Here is a 16,577-nt window from a genome sequence, read left to right on the forward strand (position 1 = left end):
TTCCCGATTCCTTCGCGAACCGCACCCACTACAGACCTCCAGGAGGTGACCCGTGACTGATCAGTCCAGGGGCGCCCATTCGTCCCCCCAAGACCCGTCCGGGTCCGCCGCGACCCCCAAGCAGCGCGTGCTCAACGACCGCTACGAGCTCGGTGCCCTGATCGGCCGCGGGGGCATGGCGGACGTCTGGAAGGGCCGCGATCTGCTGCTCGGCCGCGATGTGGCCGTGAAGATCCTGCGGTCGGATTTGGCCCGTGACCCCGTGTTCCAGGCCCGCTTCCGCCGCGAAGCCAAGGCCGTGGCCGGACTCAACGATCCCTCGATCGTTGCCGTCTACGACACGGGTGACACCGATGTGCAGGTGCCGGGGGAGCACGCCTCCCTCAAGGTGCCCTTCATCGTCATGGAGTACGTGAGCGGCCACACGCTCAAGGAACGGCTCTCCGGCGGCCCGCTGCCCGTGCAAGACGCGGGCAACGCGACGCTCGGTGTCCTCGCCGCGCTGACCTCGAGCCACGCGCAGTCGATCGTGCACCGTGACATCAAGCCGGCCAACGTGATGATCACGGACGCCGGCGCGGTCAAGGTCATGGACTTCGGCATCGCCCGCGCGCTGGCGGATTCCGCCGCCACGATGACGCAGACGCAGGCCGTCGTGGGCACCGCCCAGTACCTCTCGCCAGAGCAGGCCCGCGGCGAGTCCGTGGACGAGCGCTCGGACCTGTACTCGGCCGGGTGCCTGCTCTTCGAGCTGCTGACGGGCCGCCCGCCGTTCCTCGGCGACAGCCCGGTCTCCGTGGCGTACCAGCACGTGGGGGAGCAGCCCCCCGTGGCCTCGACCCTGAACCCGCAGGTCACGCCGGCCCTGGACGCCGTGCTGGCCACGGCCCTGGCCAAGGACCGCGAGGAGCGCTTCCAAAGCGCCTCGGACTTCTCCACAGCGCTGCGCCAGGCGCTGCGCGGGGAGATGCCCGCCCTCACGCAGGCCACCACGGTCATCCCGGCTGAGTCTGACGACGCCACGCGCATCGTGTCCGCCGTGCCGGCCGGCGCTGCCTACGCGGCCGGCCTGCCGGGCGAGCCGGCCCCGACCACGGGCCGCCTGGACACCGTGCTGGGCGATCCGGAGCAGGACGGCTCCGGCTTCTTTGGCGATGCCTCCGATCCGGCGCACGTCCGCGAGAACTCCAAGCGCAAGGGCATCATCTGGGCCGTGTCACTCGTGCTCGTCGCGCTCATCGGCGTGGGCGGCTTCTTCGTCTGGAACTGGATGAAGGACGAGGCCGAGAAGAACGCCCGCGTGGCGGTGCCGACGGTTGCGAGCAAGACGGTGGAGCAGGCCTCGGCCGAGCTCACGGCCGCCGGCTTCACCGATCTCTCCCAGGAGGAGGTCTTCAGCGACGAGGTGCCCAAGGGGCAGGTCGTGGAGACGGACCCCGGCGCCGGCGTGCCCACGCTGAAGAGCACGCGCATCATCATGAAGGTCTCCAAGGGTCCGGACACCGTCGCGATCCCCAAGAACCTGGCAGGCATGAGCGTCGAGGAGGTCACGGCCGCCCTCAAGGCCCTGGGCCTCGAGGTGAACGCGAAGACGCAGGAAGTCGAGGGCAAGGACATCGAGCGCGGCAAGGTGGTCAACACCAATCCGGCCATGGGCAAGAACGCCCAGGTGGGCAGCGCCGTGACCCTGCTGGTCTCCAAGGGTGAGGTCGAGATCCCCAAGGACATCAAGGGCATGAGCGAGGACGAGGCGCGCACCGCGCTGACCCAGCTCGGCTTCACGGTGGCGCAGACCTCGCGCCAGGTGGATGGCGGCGACACGGTGGAGAGCGGCAAGGTCGTCTCCACCGATCCGCAGCCGGGCAGCAAGCAGCCCTATGGCACCCAGGTGACGCTGCTCATGGCCAAGACCAAGCTGGAGATCCCGAGCACGCTCGTGGGCCAGAACGAGGCCTCGGTGCAGTCCATCCTGAAGGACAAGGGCTTCACGAAGGTCACGAGCGTCCCGAAGGAATCCTCGCAGCCTGTCGGCACGGTGGTGGAGGTGTCCCCGGCCCCGGGCTCCAAGGTCACGCCCGACACCGAGATCCGCGTGTTCGTCTCCAACGCCGTGCTCAAGCTGGTTCCCAGCGTCATGGGTCAGGACGTCGCCACCGCCACGCAGACCCTGCAGGCCGCCGGCTTTGTGGTCCGCGTAAACCAGGTCGAGGTGGAGGACGGCGCCCAGGGCACCGTCGCCAAGCAGTCGCTCGCGCCGAACTCCGAGGCGAAGCCCGGCACGGAGATCGTGCTGGACGTCATCGAGTAAGGCCCGGACCGGAACGGCGCCGGCGGCACCCGTAAGGGTGCCGCCGGCGCCGTTGTCTTGTCTCCAGCGCGCCGGTGCCCGACGGCGGGTGGTGACCACCCGCCGTCGGGCAGGGCTTAGCGCGTGATGAGCGGGGAGAGGCCGGCCGCCTTGGCGGCCGCGCCCTCGAGGCCGAGGGACTCGAGCCAGTTGCCGAGCATCTGGTAGCCGCCCTCGGTGAGGACGGACTCGGGGTGGAACTGCACACCCCACAGCGGCGCCGTGCGGTGGCTCAGGCCCATGATGACGCCGCCGGCGGTCTGAGCCGTGACCTCGAGCTGCTCGGGCACGGTGGCCGGCTCCACGGCGAGGGAGTGGTAGCGCGTCGCGGTGAAGGTCTCGGGGAGGCCGGCGAAGAGCGCGTGGCCCTCCTGGCTCACGCGGGAGGTCTTGCCGTGCATGAGCTCCTCGGCGTGCGAAACGACGCCGCCGAAGGCCTCCGCGAGCGCCTGGTGCCCCAGGCACACGCCGAGCATGGGAGTGGAGGTCTCGCCGCACCAACGGATGACGTCGAGGCAGACGCCCGCGCCGGCCGGGTTGCCGGGGCCGGGGGAGACGAGGACCCCGTCGGCCGCCTCGGCCAGCCGCAGGACCTCCTCGAGCGGGAGGTCGTCGTTGCGAATCACGGTCGTCTCGGCCCCGAGCTCGCGCAGGTAGCCGACGAGCGTGAAGACGAAGCTGTCGTAGTTGTCGATCACCAGGACGGAGGTGCTCATGCGCTGGTCACGCTTTCTTCTACAGGACTGCGGGGGAGAGGGCGGCGGCGCCCACCGTGGAATCGGTCCACGGCGAGTACTGGCTGGCCCAGGGGAAGACGTAGTTCATGAGGATCAGCACCACGAGCGCCACGAGCAGCAGCGTCTGGATGATGCGGATCCACAGGGGTCCGGGCAGGTGGCGGAAGAGCCAGGCGTACATGGTGTCAGCCCTTTCCTACATCGGTGGTCTTCTTGACGAGCTCGCGAATCTCCTCGGGGAACGGCTTGTCCGCGGGGGTGAAGGCGGTCTCCTCGAGGTGAACGATCATGCGCAGATCCGTCGTGAACGGCGGGTGGCACGTGGTCAGCGTCAGGAGCTTCTCGGTGGCCTTGGTTCCCGCCTCGCCCGGGACGGGGAAGAGCACGTCGCCGCGGTCGGGTGCCACGATCTCGGTGGAGCGGTAGGTGTAGGTGTACAGGCCGGCGGCCGTCTGCACGTAGGCCTTGTCGCCGGCCTTCAGCTTGTCCATGTCCCAGAAGACCTGGCCGTGGGTCTGGCGGTGGCCGGCGAGCGCGACGTTGCCGACCTGGCCGGGCATCTGCGTGGTGGGGTAGTGCCCCACGCCCACGGTGTCCAGCACGTCCATGCCGACACCCTCCGCGATGGGCTTGGCATAGGCGTCGCCGAAGGCCGGGACGTAGAGCACGCCCCAGACCTTGCCCTCGATGGGGTGCTTGGGCACGGCGGGCGGCTTCTCACCGGCCTGGGCGGGCTTGAAGTCCTGCGAGATCGCCTTGAGGGCGGAGTTCTGCGTGTTGTCGGCCTCGAGGTTGGTCCACCAGAGCTGCCACACGACAAAGAGCAGGAGGACGACGCCGAGGGTCAGGAGGATCTCGCCGAGCCCACCCACGAGCATCGAGATGACACCACGTCGCGGCGCGACTCGCCGCGGCTGATTCCGTGCCACTTGGCTCCTTCCCCGTTGCCGGAGCGTTGAACAGTTAGGATGTTGCCGACCCGCGCGTGCGCGTAGGGTCGGTCCAGCCTATCGCCCGTCGGCCCCATCACAGGGGTCGCAGGAGGAAACCGTGCCAGAGTCCACCTCGCCCCGAAAGTCCGAGTCGATCGACAAGGACATCGCCAAGATCGGCAACCCGGAGAAGCGTGCTGCCGCCGAGGCGCAGCGCGAGGCCAAGCGGGAGCGACAGGCGCGCGAGTTCAAGCCGGTTCCGACCTGGTACAAGGCCATCATGTTTGGCCTCATGATCGTGGGCCTGCTGTGGATCGTGACCTACTACATTGCGGCGATGGTGGGCGTCGGGCTGCCGATCCCCGGCATCAACAACTGGAACATCATGATCGGTTTCGGCCTGGCCCTCGTCGGCTTCATCATGATGATGGGCTGGCGCGACTAGCCCCCTGTGACGTTCGCGGCCTGCCCGCGGGAACGGCCCGGATCGCCTCAACGGCGGCCCGGGCCGTTCGTTTCGTCCGGCTATACTTCTTTACCGACGCATTGTCGATAAGAATTCGTGACGACCGATCCGGGGATCAGCATGAGCACGCCCGCCCAGAACACTCCCGCCACCGGCTCCGCAGAGCCAGAGGGGCGCTTCTCGCCCCGCCGCCTCTACGGCGCGCTCGCCCTGGGCGAGATGATCACGTGGGCGTTGCTCCTCTTCGGCATGGCCCTCAAGTACACCGACATGACGCCGGCCGTGGTGCCGGTGGCCGGCATGCTGCACGGCATCGTCTTCGTCTCCTACTGCGTGGTGACGGTCTTCGTGTGGGTGGACGGACGCTGGAGCGCGGGCCGCGGCGCGCTGGGCCTGCTGAGCGCCATCATCCCGTTCTGCACCTACCCGTTCGAGCGCAATACCCTCAAGGCCGGCCTGCTGGGCACCAGCTGGCGCCTGGGCGCGGGCGGCGAGGAGCCCTCCGGCCCCCTCGAGCGTCTGCAGGCGTGGTGCCTGCGCCACACGGCCCTCGCGATCGTGCTTGGCGTGGTCTTTGTGGGCGTCGTCGTCACCGTGCTGCTCATCCTGGGCCCACCCATCCCCAAGGGCTGATCGCCGCTCGGGCTCGCTCAGGAGCGCTTGGCCCGCACGTAGACCTGCTTGCGATAGCGGGCCACCACGGCTCCCTGCGCGTCCTTGACCTCGGCCTCGAACCACTCGAGGACCTTGTCGCCGCCCGCGGCCGCCTCCTTGATCGCGGCGATGCGTTCGTCGCTCACCTCGAAGCGCGCCCGCACCGCGGTGCGCCCGGGCGAGACGAATTCGATGTCCCCGCGGCGGTCCCAGACCACATAGCCGAGCCCCATGCGGCGCAGCACGAGCAGCATGAACCAGGGATCGCACATGGAGAAGAGGCTGCCGCCGAACTGCGTTCCCACGTAGTTGGCGTTGAGCGGGGAGCGGCGCAGGCGCACCTGCGCACTGCGCCACTCCCTGTCGAGCTCCTCGACCACCACGCCGGCCCCCAGGAAGGGGGGCCAGAGGCTCATGCCCCGCCGCAGCACGGCGGGATTGGCCATGCCGCGCGAGACGACGCGGCCGGGGGCGCCCAGAAGGCGCTTCACGGCGGGGAGCGGTGCACGACGGCGGGTGGTGGCGTTCATGGGGCCACCTTAGGTGAAGTTACCCTTTAGTAACTAGGGGCTGCGCCGAGTGTTTCGTCGCCGGCTAGCGCGCCGGGAGGTCCATCGTCACCCCCGTGCGCACGAGCTTGAAGCCCGCGCGCTCGTACACGCCGTTGGCGCCCGTGGGGCTCGCGGCGTCCACGCCCAGCTCCGCCTTGCTCAGCCCAGCCGCGCGACCGGCCTCGAGCACACCACCCAGCAGCACGGAGGCGAGCCGCCGACCGCGCGCCGCGCGGCGCGTCCCGACGAGCGAGACGTACTGCTCGCCCTCCACCCAGACCTCGCTGAGGACATAGGCCAACACCTCGCCCGTGGCAGCATCCACGGCGATCCTGGAGAGCTCGGGGCGGAAGACGCGCTTGCGCCACATCTCGCCCCAGCGCTGAGCCGTCTGGTGGCTCGAACCCCAGTGGTCCTCGAAGGCCTCGTTGTGCGCCAGGCGCACCGCCTCCTCGTCCTCGACGCCGGGCTGGCGAATCAGCACCGAGCCAGGCTCCCCGAGCGGCTCCACGGCCTCCGCGCCCGCCCAGCCGGCGAACTCGACGCGCATATCGGAAAAGTACCGCGCCGGGGCGAAGCCAGCCGAGCGCAGGAGCTGCGCGGAATCCGAGGACTCCTCGCGCCCCCAGCCGAAGACGACGACGCTGACACCGGGGTGCAGCGCGGCGGCCTTCGCAGCCGCCCGCTCGCTCACCCAGGCCAGCAACGCCGTGCCGATCCCCTCGGCCCTCCGCTCGGGCGCGACGCCCCCGCCGGCATAGGCACGAATGGCGCCGTCACGCGGGGACGAGCTCACGCCCGCCTCGGCCCAGCCGACGATCGACCCCTCCTCCGCCACGGCGAGCACCACGTCCCGCTCAGGATCGAAGTCGGCGCGGCGCCACTCCTCGGCGTGGTCCTCCAACTCGACGAGCTCGTCGGTGTCATCGGCCACGGCCACGCGATTGGTGAGGGCATTGAGCTCCTCGAGGTCTTCCCAGGTGGCCGCGCGGAAGTGCACGCGCGGCGCGGTCAACGGTTCCGGCATCGTCACAGCGACTCCAATCATTGAGTTCTCTCAATCACTTCCGGCGCCAGCCTACGACAGCGCTCCGACCTCGCGCCAGGGCTGACGCCGACGTCGCCCATCCCCAGCCCCATGCACACGATGTTCACAAGAGTTATCCACAGCTGTGAACAACCCGCTCAATCAGGGGGCTCGGTCGCTCGCGCGGGCGCCGCGTCGACGGTGCCTGCGGAGTCGTCCCGCCCCAGGGCTGCGATGCACCCCGTCGCGACCGGGAGAATCACACCGATGTAAGTTGTCCACATTGTGGGGATGATCTGTGGAGAAAAGGTGGACGAGGGGTGGATATCCCCCCTCACACCGCGTTTCACCCGGGCCGGCCGCGCCGCACTGCCTCGAAGCGCCACGCCTATCCACCCTCGGTGCACAAGAGTTGTCCACAGCCGTGGATAAAGTCTGTGCACAACCGGGCATATATCTACCTCGCTCGGCCCGAGAGTCCGGGAATCCCCGCCATCCCGGCGCAGGCGTGGCACCGCGTCCCAGTCGGCGCGCTCGAATCACACGCGTGTAAGTTGTCCACATTGTGCACAAGGGCTGTGGGTAAGCCTGTGAACACCCGACCGGAGCCCCTCCCTTCCCCCTCAACGCGGCTCGCCCCCGGCGGCCTGAGGAGGCTACCGGGGGCGAGCGTGAGCGGGGGCCGAGCCCCGCGTCGTCGGGCGTTCAGGAGGCGTAGGCCATGCCGACGTAGGCGTCCCAGGCTTGGAATCCGAGGTACATGCCCAGCCACACCAGGAGGATGCCCACGAGCACGGTGCAGGCCACATGGTAGGCCTCGCGGTTCTTCACCTTGGTGCCGCTCGCGTAGATCCCGCCGAGGATCAGGCCCGTCACGAGCCCGCCGACGTGCGCCTGCCACGAGATGTTGGCGCCGATCGTGAAGCCGTAGACGAGGTTGATGCCGAGCACCACGGCCATGGAGATGAGCGACTGCCGATCGTGGCGCAGCTCCACGAGCAGCGCCGCGCCGATCGCGAAGATGCCGCCCGAGGCGCCCCAGCCCGAGGTCGTGGGATCGGAGAGGAGCACCTGCGCCACGCTGCCGCCGATCACACCGAGGCAGAAGACCGCGGCGAAGCGCCAGTGTCCAAGCACGGGCTCGAGCGCCCGGCCCAGGAACCAGAGCGAGAGCATGTTCAGCGCCAGGTGCACCGGGAGCGGGTTGGAGGTGTCGTGCAGGAAGCCGGCCGTCAGCATGCGCCACGGCTCGTGGCCCACGGCCAGGTTCCACTCGACGAAGGCCTGTGAGAAGCCGGGCACGAAGAGCTGCATCAGGTAGCCGACGACGCACAGCGCCATGATGGCGTAGGTGACGATGGGCTTGCGGGCGCGGACCACGACGCCGCTCGCGGTGCGCACCTGGCGCACCCCGGCCTGGGCCTCGCGCACGCAATCGACGCAGTGCACGCCCACGGCGGCGGGCCGTTGGCACTCCGGGCAGGCCGGGCGGCCGCAGCGCTGGCACCGCACGTAGCTCACCCGATCGGGGTGGCGCGGGCAGTGCGGAACGTCCTGCGGGGGCTGAGGATGGGTGCTCATGCTCGAGCGGCTCCTTCAAGGAACGAATGGGGCCGCGCGCCGGGCGCGCGGGACGGTGACAGGAAAGACGCCGCGGGGGCGGTTACCGCACCATCAGGCCGGCAACCGCCCCCGCGGGACGCATGAGCTACGAGGCTCAGAGGGCCTCGATGTCGATCGAGGAGATGACAACGTCCTCGAGCGGCTTGTCGCGGCCATCGGTGGCGACGGCGTTCAGGCCATCGACGACGGCCTTGGAGGCCTCGTCAGCGACCTCGCCGAAGATGGTGTGCTTGCCCTGCAGCCAGGTGGTCGGCACGGAGGTGATGAAGAACTGCGAGCCGTTGGTGCCCTTGCCCATGCGGATGCCGGCGTTGGCCATGGCCAGCTTGTAGGGGGCGGTGAAGTCCAGCTCGGGGTGGATCTCGTCGTCGAACTGGTAGCCCGGGCCGCCGACGCCCTGACCCAGCGGGTCGCCGCCCTGGATCATGAAGTCCTGGATGATGCGGTGGAAGATCGTGCCGTCGTACAGCGGGGTGTTGCGCTGCTCGCCGGTGGCCGGATCGACCCAGGTGATCTCACCCGTGGCCAGGCCAACAAAGTTCTGCACCGTCTTGGGCGCGTGGTTGCCGAACAGGTTGACGACGACGTCGCCCTGGTTCGTGTGGATGGTCGCCTTGTGCGTGGGAATCGCGGTCATGCCCACATTCTTCCATGGCACCCCCGCACCAAGCACGGCGCAACCTCCGCGTTCAGTGAACACCCAGGCGCCAGAGTGGCCCCGCACGGTGCAAAGCGCGCTCAGGGAAGTAGGCTAACGAGACCACGCCATGACGAATCGGGGAGTTATGACCAACAAGAATTCCATTGCCCGCGATGTGCAACGCACGGTCTCGGACACCGTGGAGAGCGTGCGCGAGTGGGCCGCCCCGCGCGTCCACGCCGCGGCCGAGGCACTGAGCCAGGGGTACGAGCAGGTGGCACCCAAGATCCAGGAGGGCCTGGAGAACGCCAAGGAGCGCGCGGCCGAGTTCGTCGACAAGGTCCAGGAGAACGCCGCCCCCAAGCTGCACGAGCTGGGGGAGCAGGCCCAGGCCGGCGCCGCCACCGTGAGCGAGAACGTCCAGCACGCGGTCTCCGAGTTCTCGGAGCGCGCGAGCGACGCCGCGGACAAGGCCATCGACAGCGCCAAGGAGGCCGGACGTGAAGCGAGCGCCCAGGCCCAGCACATCGCACAGACTCTGACCGAGAACGTCAAGAAGGGAAGCGACAAGGTGAGCAAGCAGCTCAAGGTGTCAAAGAAGGATCTCAAGGCGCAGGCCAAGGCCGCCGCCGTCGCGGCGAAGGAGGCGGCGGAGAAGGCGAAGGCGGAGGCGAAGGCCTCCAAGAAGAAGAGCGGCAAGAAGCGCTTCTTCCTGTTCGTCCTGTTCTCCGGCCTCGTCGCCGCCGGCGTGGCCGTGTGGAAGGCCTCGCAACCCGTCGAGGATCCGTGGAAGAACCCGGCCCCGGCCGAGAAGGCCCCCACGCAGGCCAACGCCGCCGCCGGCGAGCGTTCGGTGCCCCTCGTCGACGTGAAGGCCAAGATCGCCGACTCCGCCAAGCACGCGGCCGAGGCCGTCAAGCACGAGGCCTCCGAGGCGAAGGACGCGGCCCAGGACGCCGGCGAGAAGGCGGCGGACAAGGCCGCCGACGTCGTCGCCGACGCCAAGGACACGGCGAAGGACATCGCCGAGAAGACGGCCGACGGCGCCAAGGACGCGGGCGCCAAGGTCGCCAACGCCGCGGCGAAGGCCGCCGAGGCCGCCAAGAAGGCTGCCGAGAAGGCCTGATCGCCGCTCGACGCCGATCTTTCACCTCATGCGAGGCCCCTTCCCCGTTGGGGGAGGGGCCTCGCGTCGAATCACCGCCAAGGACGTGCCCAATGTTGAGCCTTCGCCGCCCGTGGGGGCGCCGTGCCCGACGAGAACTGCTCTATGCCGATCACCTGCGCACAGTGGACCAGGAGCGCCCTGCGGGGCAGAGCCCGGGGCCGAACGAGGCCGAGCTGGGCCGTGGCCGAGCAGAGTTCCTGGGGCGGACCCGGGTGAAGTCCTTGCGGTGGCGGGAGCTCCCGCCACAAGAGATGCTCGGGCTCATCGAGAGCTACTGGGTGTGCTTCCTCCGCACCGCCGAGAGCCAGGTCAGCTTGGGGTCCTCCCACGACGAGTTCAGCTTCGACACGGCGGACGAGCTGCATGCTTTCCTGGGCCCGCTGGACGTGCAGTGGTTCGGCGCGGTGGAGACGGCTGAGCTACTCGAAAGCCATGATCTCTCCCCGGACTGGACCCCCAGCACACCCCCCACTCCACGGTGAAGGGACATGAAAAAGCCCGGACCAAGTGGTCCGGGCTCTTCTTCATTCTTCGGTGGAGGTAAGGGGACTCGAACCCCTAACCCCCTGCTTGCAAAGCAGGTGCGCTACCAATTGCGCCATACCCCCGAGGAGGTTCGGTTCAGTCTACGGAATCCGTTGCAGATTTCCAGGAGGCCTTGGTAGCGGCTCTCTCTTGGTATCGGCGGTATCCAACGACCGCTCCGACTGCGGCCAATGCCAGCAGAAGAATCTTCTTCATGTTCACCTCTGAGGGTGGTGAGAAAGAGGAATCCGTGGGCGTACCAAGACTTGAACTTGGGACCTCTTCGTTATCAGCGAAGCGCTCTAACCGCCTGAGCTATACGCCCTCTTCCATCCCCGTGGGGACGAGACAACTTTACCTAAGACCGGACGAGGATCCAAATCGGGCCCTCGTCCGGCCCCAGACAAGCCGAAAACTAGTCGTCCGTCAGGGTGACGGACACGCCGCCCACCAGGCCGGAGGCCAAGTTATAGATGAACGCTGAAATCATCGACAGGGCCGAGAGCAGGACCACGTTCACCACCGCGATGATGACCGCGAAGCTCGTCACCTGACCCATGGACAGATAGGACTTCACGTCGAACGCGGTGCCCGTGGTGCTGCCGAGCACCGTGGCCACGAGCGAGTTGATCTGGTTGAAGACGCCGGCCACATCGAAGACGAGCCACAGCAGCACGGCGGCGACCACCGTGATGATGCCGAGCGCCACGGAGAGCAGGAACGCGAGCTTCAGGACGGACCAGACGTCCACTTTGGAGACCAGCAGGCGGGCCTTGCGGACCTTCGCCTTCGGCGCGGGACGCACCAGACCCTGTTGCGCGGGGCGCTGCCCCGGGCGGGCGGGGGCACCCTTGGTGGGTGCACCCTTGACGGGCGCGGCCTTGGCGCCGGCCGCGGCCGGACGGGCCACGGGCTGGGCCGTGCGGCCCGGCTGCGCCTGACGCGGGGCGCCCTGGGTCGGCTGAGCGCTACGCGGCGCCTGCGCCGGACGCGCTGTCGCCGTCCTCGGCTGCTGGGGACGGGGGGCCCTACCCCCGGGCGTGTTGGGCGTGCTCACTCGTTGCCTCCGTGGTTCTGCTCCTGGGCCTCGGCGTCGCTATCAACCGGCTCCGCGTTGCCCTGATCCTCGGACACTGTACCGTCCGAACCCTGGGAGAGGCCTGCATCCGCCTGGTGCTCGGCCGACTGGCCGGCCTCGGACTCGGCGTCCTCGTCCTCGATCTGCTCGTCGCGGTTCTTCGCCACGCCGATGATCCGGTCTTTCTTCTCCGGCTTGGCGAAGATGACGCCCATGGTGTCACGACCCTTGGCCGGGACCTGGTCCACGGCCGTGCGAACCACCTTGCCGGAGGCCATCACCACGAGCACCTCGTCGGCCTCATCGACGATGAGCGCGCCGACCAGTTCGCCGCGATCCTCGGGAAGCTTGGCCACCTTGATGCCCAGGCCGCCGCGGCCCTGCACGCGGTACTCGTCAACGGGGGAGCGCTTGGCGAAGCCGCCGTCGGTCACCGTGAAGACGAAGGACTCGGGCGCCACGACGTCGGCGGCGAGGAGCTCGTCGCCCTCGCGGAACTTCATGCCCGTCACGCCGGAGGTCGCGCGGCCCATGGGACGCAGCGCCTCGTCCGTGGCGGTGAAGCGCACCGACTGGCCCAGCTTGGAGACGAGCATCAGGTCGTCTTCCTCGGAGACCAGCGCCGCCGAGACGAGCTCGTCACCGTCGCGCAGGTTGATCGCGATGACACCGGCCGAACGGTTGGTGTCGTACTCGGACAGGCGCGTCTTCTTCACGAGGCCGTTGCGCGTGGCGAGGGCCAGGTACGGGGCCTGCTCGTAGTCGCGCAGCGCGAGGACCTGCTGGATCTTCTCGTCCGGCTGGAACGCGAGCAGGTTCGCGACGTGCTGGCCCTTGGCGTCGCGCCCGGCCTCCTGCAGCTCGTAGCACTTGATGCGGTACACGCGGCCGAGGTTCGTGAAGAACGCGAGCCAGTGGTGCGTGGTGGTCACGAAGAAGTGCTCCACCACGTCGTCGCCGCGCAGCTGGGCGCCCTTGACGCCCTTGCCGCCGCGGTTCTGGCTGCGGTAGTTGTCAGTGCGCGTGCGCTTGACGTAGCCGCCGCGGGTGATCGTGACGACCATGTCCTCTTCGGGGATCAGGTCCTCGATGGACATGTCGCCGTCGAAGCCGCGCACGATCTCGGTGCGGCGGTCGTCGCCGAAGCGGTCAACGATCTCCTGGAGCTCCTCGGAGATGATCTCGCGCTGGCGCGCGGGGGACTCGAGGATCACCTTGTAGCCGGCGATCTCGGCCATGAGCTGCTCGTAGAGCTCCTGGATCTTCTTGCGTTCCAGGGCGGCCAGCTTGCGCAGCTGCATGTCCAGGATCGCGTTGGCCTGATCGTCGTCGATGTCCAGCATGGACTTCAGGCCCTCGCGGGCCTCCTCCACGGTGGGGGAGCGGCGGATCAGCGCGATGACCTCGTCCAGCGCATCCAGGGCCTTGAGCAGGCCGAGCTGGATGTGCGCGAGGGCCTCGGCCTTGGCCAGGCGGAAGCGCGTGCGGCGCACGATGACGTCCATCTGGTGGGTGACCCAGTGGCGGATGAACGCGTCGAGGGACAGCGTGCGCGGCACGCCGTCCACGAGCGCCAGCATGTTCGCGGAGAAGTTCTGCTGCAGCTCGGTGTGCTTGTAGAGGTTGTTCAGGACCACCTTGGCGACGGCGTCGCGCTTGAGCACGATGACGAGGCGCTGGCCCGTGCGGCCCGAGGTCTCGTCGCGCATGTCGGCGATGCCCTGGATCTTGCCGTCCTTGACGAGGTCGGCGATCTTGATGGCCAAGTTGTCGGGGTTCGCCTGGTAGGGCAGCTCGGTGATGACCAGGCACGTGCGGCCCTGGATCTCTTCGACGTCCACGACGGCGCGCATCGCGATGGAGCCGCGGCCCGTGCGGTACGCGTCCTCGATGCCCTTGCGGCCCAGGATGCGGGCGCCGGTCGGGAAGTCGGGGCCCTGGATGCGCTGGATGAGCGCCTCGAGCAGCTCCTCGCGCGTGGCCTCGGGGTGCTCGAGCGCCCACTGCACGCCGTCGGCGACCTCGCGGAGGTTGTGCGGCGGGATGTTCGTGGCCATGCCGACGGCGATGCCGGCGGAGCCGTTGACGAGCAGGTTCGGGAAGCGCGCCGGCAGGACCGTGGGTTCCTGGTTCTTGCCGTCGTAGTTCGGCACGAAATCCACGGTGTCCTCGTGGATGTCGCGGACCATCTCCATGGCCAGCGGGGCCATCTTGGTCTCGGTGTAACGCGGGGCGGCGGCGCCGTCGTTGCCGGGGGAGCCGAAGTTGCCCTGGCCCAGCGCGAGCGGGTAGCGCATGGTCCAGTCCTGGACGAGGCGCACGAGGGTGTCGTAGATCGCGGTGTCGCCGTGCGGGTGGTACTGGCCCATGACCTCGCCGACCACGCGGGCGCACTTGTTGAAGCCGCGGTCCGGACGGTAGCCGCCGTCGTACATCGCGTAGATGACGCGGCGGTGCACGGGCTTCAGGCCGTCGCGGACGTCGGGCAGCGCGCGCCCCACGATGACCGCCATGGCGTAGTCGAGGTAGGAGCGCTGCATCTCGGTCTGCAGGTCAACCTGGCTGACCTTGTCGACGATGGCACCCGTCAGCGGCTGCTCGTCCGCCCCGTCCTGGGGCTGGATCTCGTCACTCATAGTGAACAGTTCCTCACGTGTGTGTCAGGGAAGTTGTTGAGGCACGACGGCGGGGCCGCGCCAGGTGCCGCGCCTCGCCTGACGCGCTGGGCGTGTCAGGCGAGGGGCACCGCTAGATGTCAAGGAAGCGGACGTCCTTGGCGTTCTGCTGGATGAAATCGCGGCGCGCCTCGACGTCCTCGCCCATGAGGACGCTGAAGACCTGGTCGGCCGCGGCGGCGTCGTCCATGGTCACCTGCAGCAGCGTGCGGTGGGCCGGGTCCATCGTGGTGTCCCACAGCTCGTGGTAGTCCATCTCGCCCAGGCCCTTGTAGCGCTGGATGCCGTTGTCCTTGGGCAGGCGCTGGTTGTTCGCGTAGCCCTTGGCCAGCGCTGCGTCGCGCTCGGCGTCGGAGAAGACGTAGTCGTGCGGGGCGTTTGACCACTTGATGCGGTACAGCGGCGGCTGGGCCAGGTACACGTGGCCGTGCTCGATGAGCGGGCGCATGAAGCGGAAGAGCACCGTGAGCAACAGCGTGGTGATGTGCTGGCCGTCCACATCGGCATCCGCCATGAGCACGATCTTGTGATAGCGCAGCTTGGAGATGTCGAACTCCTCGCCGATGTTGGTGCCGAAGCCCGTGATCATCGACTGGATCTCGGCGTTGCCGAGGGAGCGGTCGAGGCGGGCGCGCTCCACGTTCAGGATCTTGCCGCGCAGCGGCAGGATGGCCTGCGTGCGGGGGTCGCGGCCGCGCTTGGCGGAGCCGCCGGCGGAGTCGCCCTCCACGATGTAGACCTCGCACTCGGCGGGGTTCTTCGAGGAGCAATCGGAGAGCTTGCCCGGCATGCCGAAGGTCTCCAGCGGGGACTTGCGGCGGGCCGTGTCGCGCGCCTTGCGGGCGGCGATGCGGGCCTGGGCCGAGAGCTGGGCCTTGCGGACGATGTCCTTGGCCGCGCCCGGGTTGCGCTCGAGCCAGTCGCCCAGGCCGTCGTTGACGACGCCCTGCACGAAGCCCTTGGCCACGGAGTTGCCGAGCTTGGTCTTGGTCTGGCCCTCGAACTGGGGCTCGCCGAGCTTGACCGAGATGACGGCGGTGAGGCCCTCGCGGATGTCGTCGCCCGTGAGGTTCTCATCCTTCTCGCGCAGGAAGTTCTGCTCGCGGGCGTAACGGTTGATGAGGGACGTCATCGCCGCGCGGAAGCCCTCTTCGTGGGTTCCGCCCTCGTGCGTGTTGATCGTGTTGGCGTAGGTGTGCACCGACTCCGAGTAGGCGGAGGTCCACTGCATGGCGATCTCCACGGAGATCTTGCGCTCGGTGTCCTCGGCCTCGAAGGCGATGACATCGGGGTGGATGAGCTCGACCTTCTTGGCCGTGTTGAGGTGCTTGACGTAGTCGAGCAGACCCTCGTCGTACTTGTAGTCCACCGTGCGGTGACGCGGCACGGCGGTTTCGACCGACTCGTCGTCGGAGGCGACCTCCTCGCCGTCCTCCTCGAAGGAGCGCTCGTCGGTCAGGACGATGCGCAGGCCCTTGTTGAGGAAGGCCATCTGCTGGAAGCGGGCGCGCAGCGTCTCGAAGTCATACTCGGTGGTGTCGAAGATCTCGGGATCGGCGTAGAAGGTCTGGGTCGTGCCCGTTTCCTCCGTCGCCTCGCCGCGGGTGAGGCCCTTGACGACGTTGCCGCCGTTGCCGAACTCGGCGTCCCACTCGTAGCCCTCGCGCTTGACCTTGGTGACCACGCGGCGGGAGAGCGCGTTGACGACGGAGATGCCCACGCCGTGCAGGCCGCCGGAGACGGCGTAACCGCCGCCGCCGAACTTGCCGCCGGCGTGCAGGATCGTCATGACGACCTCGACCGTGGGCTTGCCCTCGGTGGGGTGGATCTCCACGGGGATGCCGCGCCCGTTGTCCTCGACGCGAACGCCGCCGTCCTCCTGCAGCGTCACGCGGATGGTGTCGCAGTAGCCGGCCAGGGCCTCGTCCACGGAGTTGTCGACGACCTCGTAGACGAGGTGGTGCAAGCCGCGGGCACCGGTGGAACCGATGTACATGCCGGGGCGCTTGCGCACTGCCTCCAGGCCCTCGAGCACGGTGATCGCCGAGGCGCCGTACTCCTCGGTGACCTTGCCGTTGCCGACGTTGCCTGTGCCTGCGTGGGCGTGGACCTCGAGGGCGTTCTCGACGGTCTGGGTGCCCGAATCCTCGGGGG

General features: G+C 68.6%; 16 protein-coding genes and 2 tRNA genes. 5 read left to right on the plus strand and 13 right to left on the minus strand.

The genetic code is table 11. The annotated features are described in order from the left end of the window. Positions 1-52 precede the first annotated feature (52 nt). Positions 53-2,308: a Stk1 family PASTA domain-containing Ser/Thr kinase gene (gene pknB, locus DWB68_RS07990; RefSeq protein WP_119424619.1), complete on the plus strand. Its 2,256-nt coding sequence runs from the start codon at positions 53-55 to the stop codon at positions 2,306-2,308. 116 nt (positions 2,309-2,424) lie between these two features. Here pknB and DWB68_RS07995 read toward each other — a convergent pair whose 3' ends face one another. From DWB68_RS07995 to DWB68_RS08005, 3 genes are read right to left on the minus strand one after another with little or no spacing between them, the layout of a single operon-like run. Further along, positions 2,425-3,063 carry an anthranilate synthase component II gene (locus DWB68_RS07995; protein ID WP_119424620.1) on the minus strand — a complete coding sequence of 213 codons (639 nt, stop codon included), beginning with the start codon at positions 3,061-3,063 and terminating at the stop codon, positions 2,425-2,427. 19 nt (positions 3,064-3,082) lie between these two features. Then, positions 3,083-3,265, minus strand: coding sequence for a hypothetical protein (locus tag DWB68_RS08000; RefSeq protein ID WP_119424621.1), 183 nt, complete (start codon positions 3,263-3,265; stop codon positions 3,083-3,085). 4 nt (positions 3,266-3,269) lie between these two features. After that, the gene (locus DWB68_RS08005; RefSeq protein ID WP_233548676.1) at positions 3,270-4,013 is read right to left on the minus strand and encodes a class E sortase; all 744 of its coding nucleotides are present in this window, start codon (positions 4,011-4,013) and stop codon (positions 3,270-3,272) included. A gap of 121 nt (positions 4,014-4,134) precedes the next feature. Here DWB68_RS08005 and DWB68_RS08010 point away from each other — a divergent pair, with 121 nt between their 5' ends. After that, complete coding sequence (locus DWB68_RS08010; RefSeq protein ID WP_233548677.1) at positions 4,135-4,461, plus strand: cell division protein CrgA; 327 nt, start codon at positions 4,135-4,137, stop codon at positions 4,459-4,461. Positions 4,462-4,602: 141 nt separating this feature from the next. Beyond that, complete coding sequence (locus tag DWB68_RS08015) at positions 4,603-5,115, plus strand: DUF3817 domain-containing protein (RefSeq protein WP_119424646.1); 513 nt, start codon at positions 4,603-4,605, stop codon at positions 5,113-5,115. 17 nt (positions 5,116-5,132) lie between these two features. On the opposite strand, the gene DWB68_RS08020 is transcribed toward DWB68_RS08015, so the two are convergent. The 4 genes from DWB68_RS08020 to DWB68_RS08035 all read right to left on the minus strand — a co-directional run bounded on the left by DWB68_RS08020 (position 5,133) and on the right by DWB68_RS08035 (position 8,974). After that, complete coding sequence (locus DWB68_RS08020; protein WP_233548678.1) at positions 5,133-5,666, minus strand: DUF4442 domain-containing protein; 534 nt, start codon at positions 5,664-5,666, stop codon at positions 5,133-5,135. Positions 5,667-5,730: 64 nt separating this feature from the next. Beyond that, positions 5,731-6,714 carry a GNAT family N-acetyltransferase gene (locus tag DWB68_RS08025; RefSeq protein WP_158588252.1) on the minus strand — a complete coding sequence of 328 codons (984 nt, stop codon included), beginning with the start codon at positions 6,712-6,714 and terminating at the stop codon, positions 5,731-5,733. Between the two features lie 705 nt (positions 6,715-7,419). Further along, positions 7,420-8,295, minus strand: coding sequence for a rhomboid family intramembrane serine protease (locus DWB68_RS08030; protein WP_119424624.1), 876 nt, complete (start codon positions 8,293-8,295; stop codon positions 7,420-7,422). A gap of 136 nt (positions 8,296-8,431) precedes the next feature. Then, a complete protein-coding gene (locus DWB68_RS08035) occupies positions 8,432-8,974 on the minus strand; it encodes a peptidylprolyl isomerase (protein WP_119424625.1) in 543 nt (180 codons plus the stop codon). Positions 8,975-9,122: 148 nt separating this feature from the next. Between DWB68_RS08035 and DWB68_RS16200 the strand changes: the two genes are divergently transcribed. Both DWB68_RS16200 and DWB68_RS08045 read left to right on the plus strand, forming a co-directional pair. Further along, positions 9,123-10,103 carry a hypothetical protein gene (locus DWB68_RS16200; RefSeq protein ID WP_158588253.1) on the plus strand — a complete coding sequence of 327 codons (981 nt, stop codon included), beginning with the start codon at positions 9,123-9,125 and terminating at the stop codon, positions 10,101-10,103. A gap of 92 nt (positions 10,104-10,195) precedes the next feature. After that, positions 10,196-10,627: a hypothetical protein gene (locus DWB68_RS08045; protein WP_119424626.1), complete on the plus strand. Its 432-nt coding sequence runs from the start codon at positions 10,196-10,198 to the stop codon at positions 10,625-10,627. Positions 10,628-10,680: 53 nt separating this feature from the next. On the opposite strand, the gene DWB68_RS08050 is transcribed toward DWB68_RS08045, so the two are convergent. The 6 genes from DWB68_RS08050 to gyrB all read right to left on the minus strand — a co-directional run bounded on the left by DWB68_RS08050 (position 10,681) and on the right by gyrB (position 16,458). Then, positions 10,681-10,753: transfer RNA gene (locus DWB68_RS08050), tRNA-Ala, on the minus strand. Between the two features lie 13 nt (positions 10,754-10,766). Further along, positions 10,767-10,886 carry a DLW-39 family protein gene (locus DWB68_RS16660; protein ID WP_233548679.1) on the minus strand — a complete coding sequence of 40 codons (120 nt, stop codon included), beginning with the start codon at positions 10,884-10,886 and terminating at the stop codon, positions 10,767-10,769. Between the two features lie 35 nt (positions 10,887-10,921). Further along, a tRNA-Ile gene (locus DWB68_RS08055) sits at positions 10,922-10,995 on the minus strand. A 90-nt stretch (positions 10,996-11,085) separates the two neighbouring features. After that, entirely contained in the window at positions 11,086-11,580 is a 495-nt protein-coding gene (locus DWB68_RS08060; RefSeq protein WP_233548680.1) for a DUF3566 domain-containing protein, read from the minus strand. Between the two features lie 143 nt (positions 11,581-11,723). After that, complete coding sequence (gyrA, locus tag DWB68_RS08065; RefSeq protein WP_119424628.1) at positions 11,724-14,384, minus strand: DNA gyrase subunit A; 2,661 nt, start codon at positions 14,382-14,384, stop codon at positions 11,724-11,726. A gap of 112 nt (positions 14,385-14,496) precedes the next feature. Continuing rightward, positions 14,497-16,458, minus strand: a complete 1,962-nt coding sequence (gyrB, locus tag DWB68_RS08070) for a DNA topoisomerase (ATP-hydrolyzing) subunit B (RefSeq protein WP_407645676.1) — start codon at positions 16,456-16,458, stop codon at positions 14,497-14,499. Between the last annotated feature and the right edge of the window lie 119 nt (positions 16,459-16,577).

The organism is Galactobacter valiniphilus, assembly GCF_003575975.1.
Lineage (GTDB): Bacteria > Actinomycetota > Actinomycetes > Actinomycetales > Micrococcaceae > Galactobacter > Galactobacter valiniphilus.

Excerpts from the sequence above, each read along its gene's own strand:
- DWB68_RS07995 (WP_119424620.1), bottom strand. The coding sequence starts at position 3,063 with ATGAGCACCTCCGTCCTGGTGATCGACAACTACGACAGCTTCGTCTTC.
- DWB68_RS08000 (WP_119424621.1), bottom strand. The coding sequence starts at position 3,265 with ATGTACGCCTGGCTCTTCCGCCACCTGCCCGGACCCCTGTGGATCCGC.
- DWB68_RS08015 (WP_119424646.1), top strand. The coding sequence starts at position 4,603 with ATGAGCACGCCCGCCCAGAACACTCCCGCCACCGGCTCCGCAGAGCCA.
- DWB68_RS08020 (WP_233548678.1), bottom strand. The coding sequence starts at position 5,666 with ATGAACGCCACCACCCGCCGTCGTGCACCGCTCCCCGCCGTGAAGCGC.
- DWB68_RS08025 (WP_158588252.1), bottom strand. The coding sequence starts at position 6,714 with ATGCCGGAACCGTTGACCGCGCCGCGCGTGCACTTCCGCGCGGCCACC.
- DWB68_RS08030 (WP_119424624.1), bottom strand. The coding sequence starts at position 8,295 with ATGAGCACCCATCCTCAGCCCCCGCAGGACGTTCCGCACTGCCCGCGC.
- DWB68_RS08035 (WP_119424625.1), bottom strand. The coding sequence starts at position 8,974 with ATGACCGCGATTCCCACGCACAAGGCGACCATCCACACGAACCAGGGC.
- DWB68_RS16200 (WP_158588253.1), top strand. The coding sequence starts at position 9,123 with ATGACCAACAAGAATTCCATTGCCCGCGATGTGCAACGCACGGTCTCG.
- DWB68_RS08045 (WP_119424626.1), top strand. The coding sequence starts at position 10,196 with ATGTTGAGCCTTCGCCGCCCGTGGGGGCGCCGTGCCCGACGAGAACTG.
- DWB68_RS16660 (WP_233548679.1), bottom strand. The coding sequence starts at position 10,886 with ATGAAGAAGATTCTTCTGCTGGCATTGGCCGCAGTCGGAGCGGTCGTT.
- gyrA (WP_119424628.1), bottom strand. The coding sequence starts at position 14,384 with ATGAGTGACGAGATCCAGCCCCAGGACGGGGCGGACGAGCAGCCGCTG.